This is a genomic window from Pseudanabaena sp. UWO310 (assembly GCF_006861605.1).
Classification (GTDB): domain Bacteria; phylum Cyanobacteriota; class Cyanobacteriia; order Pseudanabaenales; family Pseudanabaenaceae; genus Pseudanabaena.
This window is the reverse complement of record NZ_SELU01000019.1, coordinates 14,626-33,287: the sequence shown is the minus strand read 5'-3', so window position 1 is coordinate 33,287 and position 18,662 is coordinate 14,626. Positions and strand designations below refer to the sequence as shown.

Here is an 18,662-nt window from a genome sequence, read left to right as displayed (position 1 = left end):
GATTAAGTTTTATATGTGGATAATTTCTAAGGAATTTCGATTTGATGCGGCGCATAAGCTCCCGCATCACGATGGTAAGTGTCAAAGGTTGCATGGTCATTCTTTTGTGGGGAAAGTCTCGATCAAAAGCGATTCCCTCAAATCTGAGGGTTCGCAGGTGGGTATGGTTCTCGACTATGGAATTATAAAGAAGTACTTAGAACCAATGCGCGATCGCTATCTCGATCACCATTACCTCAATGAATCAACTGGGCTTGAAAATCCAACTAGTGAGGAGTTGGCTAGATGGATTTTCAATTACCTGAAACAAGATGGGCTAGAGGGTTTGTATTCTGTGGAGATTCAGGAAACCTGTACATCAAGTTGCATATATTTTGGTGAAGATGAAGCTTAGTTAGTTTCTACAATCTGCTCACCAAGCTGGCGATCTCGTCAGGATAAACTATGATGTCCCATCCAGAATTAGTAAGGGTTTGGAGGTGATTGTCTTTCCAATCGCCATCAACGATCAGGGCAAGACGATCTACTCCTTGGCGACGCGAGAAGGTTTTGGTTGTGGGATGGTATTGATATTTGATGCTTCTTGCTCTCGCTGAGAGTTCTTTGGTTTTGTCGTTGGGATGACTAGCATAGCTACTTTTCCAGTGAATGAGTGTTGTACCAACTTTTACAAATGGAGTAGTTGCACTTTTCTTGCCCACATTGGCATATTCATTCACCCAACCCTCATAGGGAATCTTCTTAGCGTAGGGTTTACCCTGTTTGTCTAGCTCAGTTTCCAGTAACCACAGCAATGGCTGAAAATTCAAGTATGGGATAAGTCTATCTTCCATAACAGATTTTCTGGTAGCTTCTATCAGTTGAGTTTGTAAACTGAGAATCTTTAACTTTTGCATATTGCGAATTTTCAAAGCTAGGACATTAGATACATTTTGCAAAACTTCTGTCGGTAATTCTGTATTTCTAACCCGATTTGCCCAATCTGCAATTGTCAGATAACCAGATGAAATATGCTCTGAATTTCCTATTTCAGTAGATAACTGTGCATAACCAAATCCTTGTACTTTTCCTGTACTTGCTTTTACCAAGTCCATTAGAGTCGTAAATAGCCAGTTGCGGCTTAAATTACCTACAAATGAAATCTCATATTTTTGGGCAAACTCTTCAGGGTTTCGATGACACTGCAAAAGCATTTCCGTTAATTTTTCTGGATGAGAAACTTGATCAAATTCTCTAGTGAAAAAATTTAAAAATTTTGGAATATTCTCTAATTGGCGTAATTCATTAATCCATGGTTGCATAGGAGCAGGAGCTTTTTGTAAAACTGCCTCACAAGCCTCTGCACCGAGTAACTCAATCGCGCCTTTCATTTCATCATCCGTGAGTTTTCCTCCTCCCAATGTCTTTGTAAAAAAGCCCAAATCAAATACATATTCTGGCAAGTGTTGACTAGGAATTCCAGTTGTCTTTGTATAACCCGCATAGACCATCTGCCGCAAAACTGGCTCTAAAACCAACAATTTACCCAATCCTCGCCGCAAGGTTGTAGTCTTTGCTGTAGGCGGATGATGAGGTTTTGCATAATCTTCAGCCATAAGATGCCAAAGAGGATCAAGACTAGCATTACGTTGCGTTAAAGCCTGCGCTAGATCTTCGGACAGTGTTTCTATGGATTGCTTGAGAGATAAGTTACTACTTATTGCATGGTCGAGCAATAACTGTTTTTCTTCTCTTGTTATTTTACCTTGTTGAGAAAGAGATAACACCCATTTTTCTATCTCAACAAAGTAAGGTTGTCGATCAATATGAAGAGTTGCATCATAAAGAGCTTCTCCTACCGTAAGCAGACCTTTTTTAAACTCTGATTTAAAGTAGAGACTGATAACTGCGGGAATAGTGGAAATTTGAGCTTTAACCTCCTGTAATTCTCCTAAGTTGCGCCAAGATTTCATATCTGTGTTTTTAGAAGATCCACTTGCAGTAACTAGAACTACATGACTAAGACAAGTATTATCAACACCAATCGTAAAATCAGGAATAATACTCATCCCTTCAGGCTTCTGATTCCATCGCACCTCCCCCGCAATCCCTGCGATCGCGACAGCCTTTCGCAAAGCCACCTCAGCGATCGTTTCAAACAAAATTCCTCTCGTTTCATTTGCCATATTAAGAATCCTTACCTTGCAAAGAAGCCAACAACTCCTGAAAACGCTTATAGAAAGCAAAAGTATTGTGAAACCCTCGGCGACGGTTGCGATCGTTACCCCTAAAGATAATCACCTCTACACCCACCTCCTTACAAATTACACAATCACAATGCTGCCAAGGCTTGTCAATCAACAAATCCGCATACATCTCCCGATGCTTATCCAACCGTTTTGCCTGTAAAGCAGGATCGACCAAACCATCCCTCGGCAACTCCAAAAGCGCATCATACTCCAGCAAAACATTTAGCGTCTCCTCCAATCCCCTTAAACCCTTATCAAACTCCCTCAACAATTGCAAAGAATTTTGCTCCAACTTTTGCAAAGTCTCACTATCCGAGACTCCCGCCTCAATCACACGCTTAATCCTGACCCCATGCCGACTCACAGGCGGAATCCGCACCGCACTATACATCTTGGTTCCCAGCGTATGATAGTTCGCGCCCGAACCCAACCAAGCCCGCCGCAACGGACTCGCCGAATCAAAACTCGTCACCCCTAAATGACGCAATACAGGAATCGCACTAATTCTCGCCACACCAAATAAATGTATCCGCACATGGGACTGTAAATGTGGATGAATTGCTTTTAAAATCTCAATAATTTCTTTACTCGTGGCGCGAGCCAAACCACCCAGCGCAATATAGTCATAGCCCATATTGATCAACTGCTTCACAGCCTCCGCATAGGTTTCAGGACTCCAACCCTGCGCCGCCCCAATCGGCGTAAAAGTATATCCCCCTAACCGATGCTGCTCAATAAACTCCTGAGCATTCTTAAGCGTCAACTCGTAGCGCATCTCCCGCACCCCCACCTCCGCAAAAGGTCCCACAATCAAATGGTCAATACTCACACCATAGTTAAAACCTAGCTTCTCGTAATAGTCCAAAATCTCAATCGTGTTATAGGGTGGCACATCTTCCTTAATGTAGCCAAAAGCCCCACAGTCCCCCATCACCTCCCCTTGAAAGCGAATGAACTTGTGAATCCCGATCTCCTCAATCTTTTGCCGCTTCTTCTTACTAGCCTCCACAACCACCTTTGACACCAAGATCGCATCATAGTTAGGTGTTGGATAAATTTCGTGGGCATACACTTCATCCTCATGGGGATCGCGATCGGGCGTAAGCGTATCCGTCAAAAAATTATAAGTCGGATCAACATGATCATCCCACTCAGGAATAAAATACTTCATTCCCAAATGCAAATTCGGTGCAGGGGGCAAATCAGGAATTGGCAAAAACTCCGAACTCTCCTCCTCCTCTTCAGCACCTTCCGCGATCGCCGACTTACCCTTTTTCTTAGACGACTTTACAGCCACACTAGGCACGCCAAGCGTCAACTCCAACTGGTCAATATTTTCCTGCTTAGGTTCCAGCAAAAGTGCAAACTCTTCAGGCTTTACATAAAGCTTGCTTAGCAATTCTGGTTGCTGCACAACCACTTCAGCAAACTTTTTAAACAAAAATCCCTTTAAACCAACTAATCCATAGCTATACTTCTTTGCATCGGCATTGGATAGCCCCAACACATAGGTTTTCGCATCCAATCCCTTAATCCACTTTCTACTACTTTGCGAAGCAAGAAATATAAACGTCTGGTCTGGTCTAGTAATAACAGGGAGATTTAGCGATCGCAGATAGTTTTCGCCCAACAATAAAAACACCAGATCGTAATCTCGAACCGCTTTTTCAAAGTCTTCATGAATTTCCAACAGCTTTGACCAAGCATCAACCTCATGTCCCTTCATATTGTTAAAAGTCACTTCATAGGGTGCGATCGCTCGATCCGCAGCAATCAACCCATAACCAGCAGAAAGGATGTTCACATCTATAGACTTTTCCCCCAGAGACTTACGAAATAAACCTATCCCCTCCATCAACCGCAAATGCTGCATCCCCGTATACATTTCAGATGCAGAACATATATATTGAGCCAGCTTCTTCTCCTCAATAGCAAGTTGAGTCCTATTCTCAAAGTCCTTAACCCCTAGTTGCTCATCAGGCTTAAAAACCTTTTCTCCCGTACAGGAAGTAATCACTAAGATGCGAGGTTGATTATTTTTTTTCATACTCATTGGTCAATAGTTGTCCAGATGCTTGTATTTAGTTGTTGTAGATTTTGGCATAGCCTCTTAGCTTACACTGCCCTTTAATCATTTCAACAACTTTTTGAATAGGACTACGCGAATCATTTAGCCACTTACGGATCTCTAAGTGTTAGCTATACAAAATCTCAAACTTGACGATGCTTTGTGCGATCGCTTAGTCAAAAAACAGTTCGCTCATGTAGGGAATTAGGTGAAGTTTGATTTTACTTAAAAAATCCATTTACTAAATATAAGGAACTCAGTTGTCCTTTTTAACTAACTTCACCTACTTACCCATATGAGCGGAACAGTTAAGATTACTCTATGACAAATTAAGTAGTTGTCATAGAGTAATCTTAGAGCAAATAATTGCCACTTATTTGCCATTAAATTTATATGAATAAGTATAAATACTCATTACTGCCAACGTAAATTCAAGGTTTCAGGATTTTGCTTGGCGCGTTGTTATATATTGAAGGGGTATCTGCCCGTTAGTTAGCTGTCGTTATGCAAAAATGGTTTAATACTGCTGGTCCTTGTCAAGCTGATATTCATTACATGTTGCCAGCCACAGAGCGGTTGCCTGAGATAAAGAAGCTGATTGACCAGCGTAACTACTTTGTTATCCATGCGCCACGTCAGACGGGTAAAACTACAGCAATGTTGACCCTAGCGCAGGAACTCACAGCTAGTGGTGAATATACATCGGTAATGGTATCCGCAGAAGTGGGGTCAACCTTCCCCGATGAGCCTGAAAAAGCAGAACAAGTAATTTTAGCAGCATGGCGAGATGCGACTGATTTCTGGCTGCCAGACGAACTGAAACCACCCACCCAAGAGCTAAATCAGCTACAGCGTATTGGTAATTTTTTAAAGGTGTGGTCGGAGGCTTCATCAAGACCATTGGTAATATTCATAGATGAAATTGATTCTCTACAAAATCAAACTTTGATGACGGTATTACGACAGTTAAGGGATGGATTCCCACGTCGTCCACAGGGATTTCCACAGTCAGTTGCCTTGGTAGGTATGCGCGATGTGCGGGATTATAAATATGCATCAGGGGGAAGCGATCGCCTGAATACTTCCAGCCCTTTTAATATCAAAGTGCGCTCCTTTACCTTGAGTAACTTTACCCTTGAGGATGTGAGAAAGCTCTACCAGCAGCATACGGATGCAACGGGACAAGTATTTACTCCTGAAGCGGTTGATTTGGCTTTTCATTTGACGCAGGGACAGCCTTGGTTGGTCAATGCGATCGCTAAGGAAATTGTCGAATATATTACGAAAGATCCATCTATTCCCATTACTGCTGACTTGGTGAATCAAGCGAAGGAAATACTGATTAAGAGACAGGATACGCATCTGGATAGCCTTGCGGAAAGACTAAGAGAAGATAGAGTGAGAGCAGTGATTCAACCTATTCTTGCGGGGCAGGAACTGCCAGATGTGCCACAGGATGATATTCGCTACGTTTTAGATTTAGGGCTTTGTACTAACGAAAATGGTTTGGCGATCGCTAATCCTATTTATCAGGAAGTACTTCCTAGAGTGCTTGCCTATGTAACGACTGCCTCTATTGGGTATCTTCAACCAGTCTGGCTTAGCGAGCAAGGTGAATTTTTGCCCGATCGCTTGTTGGAAGCGTTCTTATTATTCTGGCGACAGCATGGAGAACCATTATTTAGAAGTACGCCCTATCCAGAGATTGCGCCTCATATTGTATTGATGGCATTTTTGCACCGTGTTGTGAATGGTGGTGGCACGTTGGAAAGGGAATATGCCATTGGTTCGGGAAGGATGGATATTTGTTTGAAATATGGTAAGGTAACTTTGGGAATGGAGTTGAAAGTTTGGGCTGATAAAAGACCAGATCCAATCAAGGAAGGATTGAAGCAGTTAGATAAATATTTGTCGGGTTTGAGTTTGAATACAGGATGGTTAGTGATTTTCGATCGCCGTAAGGGTTTGCCGCCGCTAAGCGATCGGACTACGACGGAGAATGTCATTAGTCCCGCAGGTCGGGAAATAATTGTAATTCGAGGCTAAAGACTGCTTGCTATGTCAATATCAGAGACAATTTTAGTTATTTACGGTGAACCGCCTAAAGCGATCGCCACTACAGACTTACGACAAGCAAGGGTTGATGAGTTTTTAGCATCAAGATCTTTGCAACCCAAAAGTCGTAAGGCTTATCAAGCTGACTTGCGGATATTTATGGATTGGTGCGATTTGGCTTGTGTGGATGTGAGTCGGCGCAAAGTCACACAATTTAAAACTTTTTTGCTAAAGGAACGTGAGTTGGCGCTGAGTTCGGTGAATCGGGTACTGCGGACTCTTAAATCATTTTATCGATGGATGTTGCTCTCAGAATATGTGACAGCCGATTCGACGATTGGCATTCAGCAAGAGCGATTGCCCGATCCTGTGGCTAAGGATTTGGAGGATGAGGAGGTCTTGCGGATTTATGAGGCTATCTCATCAAGTAATGTGATGTTGCGCGATCGGGCGTTGTTTTCGGTTTTGTTGTATGGGTTGCTTGCGGAGGAGGTTTGTCGGCTCAATGTTGAGGATTATGTGAAAGGGGAGTTGGTGATTAAGGAGGCAAAGTGGGATAGTAATGGGGAAGTGCCTTTGACTAAGTTGGGTATTTAGGATTTGGATGCTTATTTGGATTGGCGGCGGGAGCAGGAAGGGGAGTTATCACCTGATAGTCCTTTATTTGTTTCTTGTTCTAATCGTAGTCAGGGTAAGCGGTTGACCTATTGGGGGATTCGTCATGTGATGGATAATTTGGCTGAGAAGACGGGGATTGATTTGCATTTGCATCGCGGTAGACATACGTTTGCTACGAATTTGATTGTGAAGTATGAGTTAGATCCTTCTTTGGCGATGGAGTTGACGCGATATCGTGATGTCAGGAGTTTTAGGCGTTATACAAATCGTAAGAACAAAATTGCCGCGAAACTGGCTTTTCTGAAGGCGGTCGAAAAATTAGACTAATGTGAGTTTGAGACAATTAAACTAAAAATTGGCAAAATATTGATTGACTGGTAGATTTAGTCATGTTTTATTGCATAAAAGCTTCACAATATAAAGAAAGTTTTGATCGTGAATAGTGAATTGAAAGCGTGCAGATTCTTATAAATGGTCTAGTTACTGGTTTGACGATCGCTGTCATGGCTCTGGCATTTACAGTGGTTTACTTGCCAACACACATTTTTTATATTGCGTTAGCAGGGATTTATGCGATCGCGCCTTTTCTGTCATGGATGAGTTTGCAGTGGGGATGGGCTTGGTACTGGAGTGCAATGTTTTCTATAGGTATAGGAATTTTGCTGTCTTTGATCTGTGAGTGGCTTAATCATGCGCCCCTCGATCGCAAGATGGCTTCTTCGGGAGCGCATTTAGTTTCTTCTTTGGGTTTGTACATCATGATTGTGCAGGCGATCGCGATAATTTGGGGTAATGAAACTAAGGTGTTACGCATGGGATTGGATGCAACATATACGATAGTGGGCGCGATCATTACACAGGCGCAGGTAATCGCTGCAATTTCATCGGTTTTGGTGCTGAGTGTCTTTTATGTTTGGTTAAAGTTTAGCCAATTGGGTTTACAGTTTCGGGCGCTGGCTGATAATCCTAAAGAGTTTATGCTGAAGGGTTATAATGCGCGATCGCTTAGGCTGATTGCTTTTGGCATATCGGGATTGCTCGGATCGCTTAGCGGTTTATTAGTTGCCTATGATATTGGTTTCGATCCACAAGGTGGTTTGTCAGCTTTGCTGTTGGCTGTGGTAGCGACAATTATTGGTGGGAGACAATCATTTTTGGGTGCAGCTTTGGGCGGAGTTTTGTTAGGTGTGTTGCGATCGCAGGTAGTCTGGTTCTTATCGGCACGTTGGCAAGAAGCGGTGACATTTTTGCTATTAGCAATTTTTCTGTTTGTGCGTCCTCAAGGTATTTTGGGACAAAAAGGACGATTGGAGGCGGAGTCATGAACTATTTCTTACATCTTTTTATCTACTTCAATATCAATGCGATCGTGGCTTTGAGTCTGAATTTAGTGATGGGTTACTGCGGTTTATTGACCTTGGCTCATGCGGGTTACTTTGCTTTGGGTAGCTATGCCTATGCTTTGGCAACGGTAAAATTGGGTTGGGGATTTTTCCCTGCTGTGGGATTGGGAGTTTTATTGGCGGCGGTGATGAGTTTGGCGATTTCTCTTCCTGCCTTGCGGTTTAAGGGGGACTTTTTTGTGTTGGTGTCGCTGGCTGTGCAGACCTTGCTATTTAGTCTTTTGTATAACTGGTCTAGTCCTGAGGCTGAGGTTGGTACGTGGCAAAATCTGACAAATGGGCCGTTTGGGATTTCAGGAATTCCCAGACCTAATTTATTTGGCTGGCAGTTGGATTCGATTGGCAGTATGGCAGGATTGGCTTTTGTCACGGCTTTGCTTTGTGCCTTGATCGTGTGGTTGTTGCTGATTTCTCCTTGGGGGAGATTGCTTAAGGTGGTGCGAGATGATGAACTGGCAGCAAGGGGATTAGGTAAGAATACACGCTTAGCAAAGATGCAAGCTGTGGCGATCGCTTGTGGAATGGCGGCTGTAGCTGGGTCTTTATATGCAGCTTATGTAAACTATATCGATCCGAGTACGGCTTCGTTGGATGAGTCGATTCTGATGACTTGTATGGTTTTGGTCGGCGGAGTGGGAAATTTTCGCGGACCTTTAGTGGGTGCGTTTATTTTGTTGGCGATTCCTGAAGCATTGCGCTTTGCGGCGATTCCCGATGCGGTGGCGGCAAATATTCGGCTGGGTGTGTATGGGTTGCTACTGGTGCTGATGATGCAGTTTCGTCCACAGGGGATTGCTGGGGATTACCGCATTGATTGAAACTGGGTTTCAGAGACAAAATAGTAATAATGCCTGTGTGGTAAGGTTTACAGAGATTTTGAGTGTTTGTTACTGCTGATGTGTTTTTCTGAAACTCTATAAATTGTATTTAGGTTGCTTCGCGTAAAATCTCCAGTTAATTATGATAATGTCGATTCATTTACAAACAGGAGTTGTTGTGGGTTTGTCTGGTACTACAGACGGCGATGTGGTGTTGCGTGCCGAGCATCTGCGTAAATCGTTTGGCGGTCAGGTAGTTTTGGATGAAGTTTCCTTGTCATTGTGTCGCGGTCAGGTCGCCCTTTTGCGGGGTGATAATGGTTCGGGCAAGTCCACGTTGTTAAATATTCTGACGGGTAATCAGGAACCTGATGCAGGAAAGATCGATGTGTCAACCGATCGCGGCAAGGCACAGTTTCGATTTCCTCTGTCATTGCGGCAGCGTTTAAATTTGTTTGGCTATTTTACGCCTGAGCGCCTTGCTTCTCTGGGGATTGGGAGGATGTGGCAGGATGTACGGCTGTTTCTGAAGCAAAGTTTGCTGGATAATGTGGCGGTGGCTGCTACTAACCAGATTGGTGAAAATCCTTTGAGATCGCTGGCTCAACCTTTGGCGGTCGGTAAGCAATCACGCCGAAACGATAAGACTGCGGTGGCGCGGTTGGAGTCTTTGGGGTTGGTGGGGCGTGAAAATTCGTTGGCGGAGTATGTGTCTCTAGGACAGTCAAAGCGTGTGGCGATCGCGCGGACGCTTCAGGCAGGTTCGGAGATTTTGTTTTTGGATGAGCCTTTGGCGGGGCTAGATGCGGCGGGAATTGCGGAAGTAATGGATGCTCTGGCGCAATTGGTACGCGAGTCGGGGCTGACGCTGGTAATTGTGGAGCATGTGTTTAATATTCCCCGTGTACTGGAACTGGCGACGACGGTTTGGACATTGGAGGGTGGTAAGCTGCGGGTTGATACGCCTGAATGGGCTAAGTTGCAACTTGAGCGATCGGTATCTGATGGTATTCATGGTTGGTTGCAGGAGTTGGCTGGTACTGATGGAAAAATTGAGGATCGCTGGCTTGTGGGTGGGGCTTTGTTAACGACGGTTGCGCCTGCGGGAGTGGTGGGTGAGGTGGTACTTGAGGTTGAGGATTTGGTGGTGTATCGTGGTAAGCGTTTGGTTGTGGGTGTGCAGGGTGATGATGGTAAGGTGAAGGGTTTGTCGTTTGTGTTGCGAAAGGGTGAGTTGTCGTTGTTGCAAGCCCCTAATGGTTGGGGTAAGACGACTTTAATAGAAGCGATATTAGGGTTATTGCCAGTTGAGTCTGGGAAAATCTTTCTGAACGGGAGATCAGTACTAAAACTAAAGAGTTGGGAGCGAGTGCAGTTGGGCATAACATTTTTACAGTCGCAGAAAAATGTATTTACAGGTTTACGAGTTTCTGAAAGCTTACGGTTAGCGAAGATACGTGAAGTACCAAAAGAATTAAGAACTTTTTTTGTGCGTCGAGTATCGGAGTTGAGCGGTGGGGAGCGACAGAGGGTGGCAATGACCTGTGCTATGAAGGGAAACCCCTTTGTAGTAGGAATGTTAGATGAACCTTTTTTAGCTTTAGACCCGATGTCACTGGAATATGTACAATCTCAATTAATTGAACAGCTTAGTGAGATAGGATGTTTAGTTGCGATACCGATGGGTCTGTAACTATTCCACAAACTAAAATTTGTCTTAAAATATGTATAGGAGAACATAATGCATTTATTATCAAAACGATTAGGAATTGGGTTGAGCTTAGGTGTAGCATCGGCATTTATGACTGTGGGAATATCTTCCTGTAGTTTATTCCAATCAACGCCAAACACTCCAGAGACGACTACGCCCACAAGTGCAACAGTTCAAACGGTAACTGTGGGTGTAAATTTACCTTTGACGGGAGAACTAGGCGCTTATGGTAAGGGACTTCAAGATAGTGCATTGATGGCACGAGATGACCTGAAGGCATCGAACCAGTTGGCAGCAACGTTAAAATTTGACTGGCAAGATAATGCGGGAGATCCTAAGAAAGCAGTAACGGTCTTCCAAAAACAATTTTTAGATCAGCCGAATGTATATGTATCGGGTTTTACGCCGCAAACGTTGGCGATTAACTCGCTTGTTGAAGCCAAGGGAACACCTCATATTGTGTGGGCGTTTGATGCTTTTATAACTAGGGACTCAAAGACGAATTTCAGGACTTGGATTAACTACAAGATTGAACCACCTATTTATTTTGAATTTATCAAGGCTCGTAAACCCAAAAAGGTAGTGATTTTGTATGCGAATGTATCCTATGGAGCTGAGGAGATCAATAAGATTGTTGTGCCTGAATTAAAAGCTTTGGGCGTACAAGATGTATTGGTAGAGCCCTATGAAGTTAGTTTAAAAGACTTTAAGGATTTGGCCCTGAAAGTCAAAGAGTTTCAGCCTGATGCTTTGATTCTGAATGGATTTCCGTTTACGTTGGTAAGTGCGGTGCGAGCATTACGCCCTCTGGGTGTGATTAAAGATGGCAATACTATCGGCACTTATGACATGATCAATGCAGGGGACACTTTGGGGGCAGATGAGGTGGAGGGTATTCGAGTGGTTGCGCCTACCTATATGCTACGCCCTACTCAAAAATATCTAGATTGGAGCAAGCGGTTTGTAACTAAGTTTGGTCGCCAGCCCTCTCACCCAGATGCTTATGCCTATGATATGACGATTGTGTTGAATGATGTGGCGAAGCGAGTAAAGCAACCTGCGTCACCAGCACAGTGGGTTGAGGCTATAAAATCAACTAATACAGAAGGTGTCACAGGACCATTATCATTTGATCAAGATAAAGATCTAAAGACTCCTATTGAGATTGGGGTATTTCGGAAGGGTAAACTAGTTCCAGAGAAGGAGTAACAGCAAATGATAGGGCAGAACTATATTAAACCAGTTATTGATTTAACAGCAGGATATGCATTCTTTGATGGTCTGCTGATCAAGTGTGGTAGCTTGAAATATCTAGATTTAGATGGTATCTGTCCCGTTATCCCAGAGGAGCAAATTTTTGTCTGTCGGCAAATGACCGAATCTGTCATGGCATTGCGAGACGCTAGGGGAAAAGGTCTGTCAGTCTTAGATGTTGGCACAGGGTCGGGAGTACTCGGTATTTATGCTGATCGATTGCTAAATTCTACTGATGGAGAAATTTCATCAATATATTTGCTGGATAAGTTAGAAATAGCATTGGAGATTGCACGAAATAACGCTAGAGATAATCAATGTAAATCCATCCAATTCTTAGAAAGACAACTTTATACTGTGAGCTCATTAACCCCAGAGTCTCAAGATGTCATTCTGATGAATCCACCATTTAATCCCACATATCCTAGGCTTCATGGGCAGGTTGTTCATTGGGGTAGTACAGATGAATTTTGCTTGCACTGGTTTGATAGATGGATTAAGTCTGCACAGGTTCACATTCGTTCTGATGGATTGATCATTGGTTGCATATTATCTCCTGTGCGTGATGGCAGTGTTATTGCAGTAGAAAATTTAACTCAAGTTCTTGGTTCTGAATCAAGTGTTCGATACATTCACATTAATGACGGCATTTATGAGACTAAGAAATTTTTGGAGAAGCAGTATGCTAATTATGCCAAACTCATTTGCTCTGAAGAAAAAGAAAAGCTATCTAATTGGATAAATAAAGTTTCTGATAGTTACCAAAATCTAGCATTTATTTATTTTGAAGCTAGCAAAACTGGAGGATTGGGGGAAGTTCTTGCAGAAGTTGATCCCAAGTTTAAGCAGTACAATCCGAGTTGGGAGTATAGAATATTTTTACATAGCACCACATTAGCCAACCCAGTCAGTAATCTCGAAAATCCCCTAGCCAAAGTTAATTTCGCTGAGGCTGAAGATGCCTTTGGAGGAGATAGAAATGAAGAGGCTTTCAAGGAAGTATTGTCAAAAACTGTCATTTCTCCTTTTTCACAGTATATAAACTACAAGCTCAATTCCTATTATGGAGTGCATAGTTCTAAGTATTTGTGTGAGTATTTTAAAGATTTTTTATTTTGTGAGTTAGCGCTATTCTGTCCAGCCGATAGAGATAATCCAAGAGAATTGTTCACCTTTTCTTTATTGCTATCCCAATTTGGGAATTCTTCAATAGAGAAAGTACAGTCCTTCTTTAATGACTACTACTCCCTTGTACAACAAATATACAACGAAGAAAGCAGTATTTTTTTTGCACCCAATTTTTTCCGTGCTAACAACACTAATCAGTGGTTACCACCGCGTAATGATGTTACTAGAGATAATAATACTCCCATGAATAAGGATAGTTATTTAATCAGTTTTAGTGATGAAATACCGAAATTTCCTCTCCCAACTTATTTCCCTTCGTTGAAGCCTGAAATTGCCAAATCTGACGTAGAGTCATCAGATAGTATTTACTTTTGTTATGATCCAAGAAGCTATATTCCAAAAAGATTTGATCCTGAAAGGCAGAATAATGTTGTTCCTGATGTGACAAATCAGGCACATTATTTTTTACATGAACTAGGCAAATTTGAAAATGAAACTTTTGCGATAACTATTCCTATCTATATTCGAGATCCTGATATTAAAAGGTTTGACATTGAGCAAGAAAAATATATTGCTGTAGGTGCATTGATTATGTTTGGTGAACTTTTACCAGATATATCTAAGGAAGAACTATGGCTGATGTTGCGAGATTTGTCTTTGGATCTTCAAAAGGACTTAATGCCATTGATTACTTCTTATGCTTATCATCGTGCAAGTGACAAGGAATTTCACAAATCTCGTGAAGATATTACCTATCTAATTCAAGGATTCTTGCCTTTACTTCGTTCTGAATTTCGTTATGAAGCTACACCTGAAATTATTGATACTATTCAAGATATTGTTTATCTTCAATCTACTTCCTATGAGCTAGAAAGTTCTGTGGCAATTCCAACTGATCGCCTAAAATCTTTTATCTCTAAACCTTTAGATAAACTGATTGAATATTTAATCTTTGCCTCTACACTTTTCACAGTTGGAAGGTCAGTTGAAAAGAATAGTGATAAATGGAATTTTCAGAATAATACGATTTTTGCAAAGATCCTCGATGAGCAAGAGCAAATAAAAAGCAGAATAACAGTTATTTACAATCCTGAAGATACATTTAGAAATGTTTGTATTACTGGCAGTAAAAATTTTACAGTATCTATCAAGTTAATTCTTACTACTATTAACAATGCTCTTGATAAATTTAGTGTTAGAAGGTTAGATCAGAAGGTTACTATCTTAATTGAAAACAATCGAGTACGGCTGATTAACAACTATATTCCCACATCCTCAGAAGATATAAGAAATCGTAGTCATTCAATACTCAGAAAGTTATGCAGTCTTCTGGGCAATGATGCTTCGAGTAGTTTTATTTTTGGTCAGATTACTCCTTCTGATTTACTAGAGAGAGAAGCCAGTATTTGGAACCCCCATTTCAATAACACAGAGGAATTGAAATGCAGTTCACTCTGGCTGACTCAGATACCTATTTCACTAGAACTTGATATTTGAGAGAATAAGTAATTAAAAGGATAGGAAAGAAAGGCTCAATGGTAAATTCTTATGTCACAGGTGCGTAGCATTCTTTTGCTTGATGATTCTGATAATCAAAATTTAAATACTGTTATTAGAATTGCAACAGAACTAGGTTTAGAATATTACCCATATTCATATGAATTAGGAAATATAAAGTGCCAAGTTACAGATTGGGTACAATTCCTTTTGGACAAGCACCCTTATATTTGTATCAATCTTCATCTGGGTGAATCAGGAGGATCTTCACATTTTTTGCTTTATGAGGAAGTAGATGAAATTTGCCAATTCTTACAAGAGCATCAGAAAATCAAAGAAATTTGCAATGAAAAATTTATTGAAAAATACCAAAAATTTTGCGGATATGATTTACATAAAAAATATAAACTAGCTTTTTGGATGGTTTATATTGCTGAAGTTTATAAGCTTAAAATTTCCTTAATTGTTATTAAAGGAAGAGATCATACTTTTGAGACTTCCTTGGTGGATTTGTTAGATGATCCAGAAAAGCTTACTCATCGATTTGATAAGAACAACAATCCTTTCAATTATGATAACTTACGAAAAGTTATTTTGCCTCCTCCCCCTCTCCGTAAATCCATAACCCTCAAAGAATTTTTGACAAAAACCGAAACTGTTAATTGGCATGGAATTTCTAAGAAAGAAAATGGATTTAATGATCTGTCAGACCTTATAGGTTTAGATGTAACAGATAGGAGCTTTCTTGATAGTTTGCCAGATAAAGGCACATTGATTGAGGAATGTTTAAAGCATTTATCAGGAATTGATGCATGTGTTCACGGTAATGGTAGTAACTGTTTAGCCTTATTTGGTTCTTTTTTTATTTTGCTAGGTGTAATTAATCGAAAAGACATTCAGTTTGCCAGTAAAGTAAAACCTGAAATTATATATGTCAGTGAATTTGCAACTTCCCATAATGGCTTTGGCTATTTGCTAAACCCAGTTCTACCTCTTCAATCACAGAAAATTGCTAAATTAAGCATGATGTTGCTAGAAAGACTATTTCAGGAAATTGTTATTCACAAGAAAACAAAAGAATTGATGATTAGCTCAATTAAACTTTGTGATAAAGGTATGACAATTACACTTGACGGGCTTAATATCTTTGGGAGAAGTGATAAGACTACTGGCGAAACTATTCTTCAACTACTAAATAACGCTTACATAAAAAGTATCCCTTTTAATATCCTTGTTGAAAGATTCCCCGATCTTTTTGAAGTTTCTGATATTCCTGAGACTAACTCCATGACAACTGGTGAATTTTCAATCATTTTTAATACGTTTAATTGGTTGGCTAATGGACAAGACAGAAGATTAGACCTTATGTCTACAAATGAAATTTTCCCTAAAGATAATGGCATAAAGATTTATCCTAGTACTGATGGCACGAAAACTATATTGAGGCTTAAAGTATGTCATATCTAATAATTATTGACAGTAATCAGGCACGTAGTACTGAAATTACTAAAAAATGTCAAAAATCTCTACCAAAAATAAAAATCTACAGATGTTTATCTCGTGATATGAAAACCTACGAGTGCTTCTATTACCAATCTGATAGCGAATTTTTTAAACCCTCACCCTTACCAGTCGAACCAGCAAAGCTAGCTCTGTGGCACTATCGAGATGATGATAAAGGCTATAAGCCTACCATTTCTACAGAAATTTCTGTAGGATTTGGAGGACTTGGGAGGGAATCCAACTCAAATTTTGCTTATCACATACTATCAAAATTAGATGTTGATAATGTGGCAACTGTACTAACAAATGAGAAAATAAGGGAACTATGGGACTGGGCTTGTGATCCAAGTCGATCAGAGAACAGCTTACCGAGTTTAATTCGCTGGTTCGATCCTGCCCTAATAGCCTTACAACTGCTCTGCCAAGGATACCTAGAGGTCTATGATAATCCGATAGTTAACCCTAAACATCGCGATCTCGTGAACACAAGAGACTGGTGGCTTTGCCCCTTTAATACTATAGAAGACTTGCAACGTTACTTTACTCACTATACAAAAATACCGAATAATCCAATTGGGGAACTAATTGAGGTAATACAGCAGTCTGATCGTTCTATAGTAGCCAATGAACAAAAACTACGACAGATTTGTTTACAATGTTTAAAAGTGTAGATAATTTATTTGGTTTCAATGCCCTCAAAATTTTTGCCTAACAGTGTGTCAAACACTAAATATTTTTGTAGGTTAGGTATGATGGGATTTTTTCAGTCACTAGTTAGCCAGAACATCGATGGAGTTGCTGCTTTTATTGACAGACTACTTCAACATGACGGAGAAATTAACTTTCAGCATCTTTACAAGGTTGTGGAAGAAGGTGATTCGGTCGCTTTGACCGTTTGTGATGTAAATGAAAAGATTAATAACTACGCCGTATTGATTGGTGGAGAAGTCTCTAACTCATTTTCCCCCTTATATGAAATATCCTCTATTTTTCGAGGATTATTTCTTGCGGGGGTTGGCACAGCATTTCTTGATCGATTTTGTCCATATGCAGAACGTCAATATGATTTTTCTAGTGCAGAAATCGTCCAAAAGCTTTTACAACTGAGTGAGGTGGATCTTAAAAATGGCATTGAAGCACCAGTAATTAGTATTATTTGTGACTTAGATACAGATATTGAGCCTTATCGATACGTGAAACATCAATTGTGGGGACTGAATGAAGAATCCATGAAAAAGCGATGTGCAGATATATCTCAAGTCGATCTGCTTAGTTCTGAAATTGATACTAGTTTAAAAGATATTTACTGGATTAGCCAAGATCAAAGTATTGCTGAGCAAGCTATTCAGTCGTCTAAGTCTTTGCCAGAGGCAAAAGCTATTCAGTTTTATTTGACTGGTCAGATTTTACTAGCAGAGTTAGGTATTGAAATTTCTAAATCTCGCTTATATTTTCAGTTTGTACCTAAAGAAGAGTTGATGTTTTTAGGGGCAAATAGTGATGTGTTGCAGGTCATATCGGCGCTGCATAATCCAAAAAGCATGAAAATATTATCGAAATTACTAGAAAGTAAAACACCTTGGACTTTTTCCTTTTCTTGCCCTAATTGTGGTGAAAGTTCTAAGCGAGTGATTAATCCAGAGTTTAATAAGACACTTGATATAATTCATTTAAAGTGTTCTCAATCGAAAAGAGAATTCCGAAATGAGTTGGGAACAGTTTTGCTTCGTCAAGGATGTGGTCATAAATGGGATGTTCCAATTCCCAGCGATCCAAATTTATTATTCCAACTACTAGAAAAAAGTAGCTTTACTGTGAGTTGTGCCATTCGTGAGCTTATTCGAGTAATTAAGTCTTCATCTATTTCACCAATTTGTTATGTAGCAAATAGCATTGGCTTGAAGAAGTCTGGAGATCGATTTGAAATTATCCCTAATTTACCAAAAGGGTTTGGCGATCATCGTAAGCTAATGACTTCAGTTTTTTCACTGCAACATTTGCTAATTAATGGAGATCTGGAACCAGAAATTACTCACCGCCTAAAAAGTAAGGGGTTACTTAAGTCTAAAGAGATGCAGTTGATGATTCGAGCATCACAAGATCTTGTACATGATAATGAGTTAAAATGTGCAGATAACAATAATCTGTATGTTACTGATACCAGTGCTCTGAAAGCTTTACAAGCAGGATATTCAGTCTGGGAACTATTTGAAAGGGCAATCGATATCCATGAAATAACTTTACCAGAACTGATAGATCTAAAAAACAAGTCTTAATTGCGATTAAATTCGGCATATTTAATGAAAGCAAAGGTCGGACTGCTCTGCCATTTAATCTGCTATTTTTCCGCCAAGATAGACCTAAACACGCCCAAAAATA

The 18,662-nt window shown here is 40.6% G+C and carries 14 protein-coding genes; 12 read left to right on the top strand and 2 right to left on the bottom strand.

What is annotated here, in order from left to right; genetic code table 11:
- Positions 1-13: 13 nt before the first annotated feature.
- Positions 14-394, top strand: coding sequence for a 6-carboxytetrahydropterin synthase QueD (gene queD, locus PseudUWO310_RS08295; protein ID WP_142600216.1), 381 nt, complete (start codon positions 14-16; stop codon positions 392-394).
- Between the two features lie 7 nt (positions 395-401).
- Here the strand turns inward: queD and PseudUWO310_RS08290 are convergent, their stop codons facing one another.
- Entirely contained in the window at positions 402-2,165 is a 1,764-nt protein-coding gene (locus PseudUWO310_RS08290; RefSeq protein WP_142600215.1) for a hypothetical protein, read from the bottom strand.
- A gap of 1 nt (position 2,166) precedes the next feature.
- Positions 2,167-4,281, bottom strand: coding sequence for a tRNA-guanine transglycosylase DpdA (gene dpdA / locus PseudUWO310_RS08285; protein ID WP_223805580.1), 2,115 nt, complete (start codon positions 4,279-4,281; stop codon positions 2,167-2,169).
- Between the two features lie 519 nt (positions 4,282-4,800).
- On the opposite strand from dpdA, the gene PseudUWO310_RS08280 reads away from it, so the two are divergent.
- From PseudUWO310_RS08280 to PseudUWO310_RS08230, 11 genes are all read left to right on the top strand, one after another.
- A complete protein-coding gene (locus PseudUWO310_RS08280; RefSeq protein WP_142600213.1) occupies positions 4,801-6,342 on the top strand; it encodes an ATP-binding protein in 1,542 nt (513 codons plus the stop codon).
- Between the two features lie 12 nt (positions 6,343-6,354).
- Complete coding sequence (locus tag PseudUWO310_RS08275) at positions 6,355-6,948, top strand: tyrosine-type recombinase/integrase (protein ID WP_142600212.1); 594 nt, start codon at positions 6,355-6,357, stop codon at positions 6,946-6,948.
- A 3-nt stretch (positions 6,949-6,951) separates the two neighbouring features.
- Positions 6,952-7,296, top strand: a complete 345-nt coding sequence (locus PseudUWO310_RS08270) for a tyrosine-type recombinase/integrase (RefSeq protein WP_142600211.1) — start codon at positions 6,952-6,954, stop codon at positions 7,294-7,296.
- A gap of 128 nt (positions 7,297-7,424) precedes the next feature.
- Entirely contained in the window at positions 7,425-8,294 is an 870-nt protein-coding gene (locus tag PseudUWO310_RS08265) for a branched-chain amino acid ABC transporter permease (RefSeq protein WP_142600210.1), read from the top strand.
- A complete protein-coding gene (locus tag PseudUWO310_RS08260) occupies positions 8,291-9,190 on the top strand; it encodes a branched-chain amino acid ABC transporter permease (RefSeq protein ID WP_142600209.1) in 900 nt (299 codons plus the stop codon). Before PseudUWO310_RS08265 ends, PseudUWO310_RS08260 begins: the two co-directional genes overlap by 4 nt.
- A 142-nt stretch (positions 9,191-9,332) precedes the next feature.
- A complete protein-coding gene (locus PseudUWO310_RS08255; RefSeq protein WP_142600208.1) occupies positions 9,333-10,883 on the top strand; it encodes an ATP-binding cassette domain-containing protein in 1,551 nt (516 codons plus the stop codon).
- Between the two features lie 48 nt (positions 10,884-10,931).
- Complete coding sequence (locus tag PseudUWO310_RS08250; RefSeq protein WP_142600207.1) at positions 10,932-12,110, top strand: ABC transporter substrate-binding protein; 1,179 nt, start codon at positions 10,932-10,934, stop codon at positions 12,108-12,110.
- A gap of 6 nt (positions 12,111-12,116) precedes the next feature.
- Positions 12,117-14,780 (top strand): methyltransferase, encoded by a 2,664-nt coding sequence (locus PseudUWO310_RS08245; protein WP_142600206.1) that lies wholly within the window; start codon positions 12,117-12,119, stop codon positions 14,778-14,780.
- 51 nt (positions 14,781-14,831) lie between these two features.
- Complete coding sequence (locus PseudUWO310_RS08240; protein WP_142600205.1) at positions 14,832-16,247, top strand: hypothetical protein; 1,416 nt, start codon at positions 14,832-14,834, stop codon at positions 16,245-16,247.
- Positions 16,235-16,954, top strand: a complete 720-nt coding sequence (locus PseudUWO310_RS08235) for a hypothetical protein (protein ID WP_142600204.1) — start codon at positions 16,235-16,237, stop codon at positions 16,952-16,954. The genes PseudUWO310_RS08240 and PseudUWO310_RS08235 overlap by 13 nt, the downstream gene beginning before the upstream one ends.
- 45 nt (positions 16,955-16,999) lie before the next feature.
- A complete protein-coding gene (locus PseudUWO310_RS08230; protein ID WP_190315949.1) occupies positions 17,000-18,559 on the top strand; it encodes a hypothetical protein in 1,560 nt (519 codons plus the stop codon).
- The last annotated feature ends 103 nt before the right edge of the window (positions 18,560-18,662 follow it).

What these genes read in the sequence shown, in the direction of transcription:
- PseudUWO310_RS08250 (WP_142600207.1), top strand. Translation starts at nt 10,932, where the DNA reads ATGCATTTATTATCAAAACGATTAGGAATTGGGTTGAGCTTAGGTGTA.
- PseudUWO310_RS08255 (WP_142600208.1), top strand. Translation starts at nt 9,333, where the DNA reads ATGATAATGTCGATTCATTTACAAACAGGAGTTGTTGTGGGTTTGTCT.
- PseudUWO310_RS08235 (WP_142600204.1), top strand. Translation starts at nt 16,235, where the DNA reads ATGTCATATCTAATAATTATTGACAGTAATCAGGCACGTAGTACTGAA.
- PseudUWO310_RS08245 (WP_142600206.1), top strand. Translation starts at nt 12,117, where the DNA reads ATGATAGGGCAGAACTATATTAAACCAGTTATTGATTTAACAGCAGGA.
- dpdA (WP_223805580.1), bottom strand. Translation starts at nt 4,281, where the DNA reads ATGAGTATGAAAAAAAATAATCAACCTCGCATCTTAGTGATTACTTCC.
- PseudUWO310_RS08280 (WP_142600213.1), top strand. Translation starts at nt 4,801, where the DNA reads ATGCAAAAATGGTTTAATACTGCTGGTCCTTGTCAAGCTGATATTCAT.
- queD (WP_142600216.1), top strand. Translation starts at nt 14, where the DNA reads ATGTGGATAATTTCTAAGGAATTTCGATTTGATGCGGCGCATAAGCTC.
- PseudUWO310_RS08275 (WP_142600212.1), top strand. Translation starts at nt 6,355, where the DNA reads ATGTCAATATCAGAGACAATTTTAGTTATTTACGGTGAACCGCCTAAA.
- PseudUWO310_RS08260 (WP_142600209.1), top strand. Translation starts at nt 8,291, where the DNA reads ATGAACTATTTCTTACATCTTTTTATCTACTTCAATATCAATGCGATC.
- PseudUWO310_RS08240 (WP_142600205.1), top strand. Translation starts at nt 14,832, where the DNA reads ATGTCACAGGTGCGTAGCATTCTTTTGCTTGATGATTCTGATAATCAA.
- PseudUWO310_RS08290 (WP_142600215.1), bottom strand. Translation starts at nt 2,165, where the DNA reads ATGGCAAATGAAACGAGAGGAATTTTGTTTGAAACGATCGCTGAGGTG.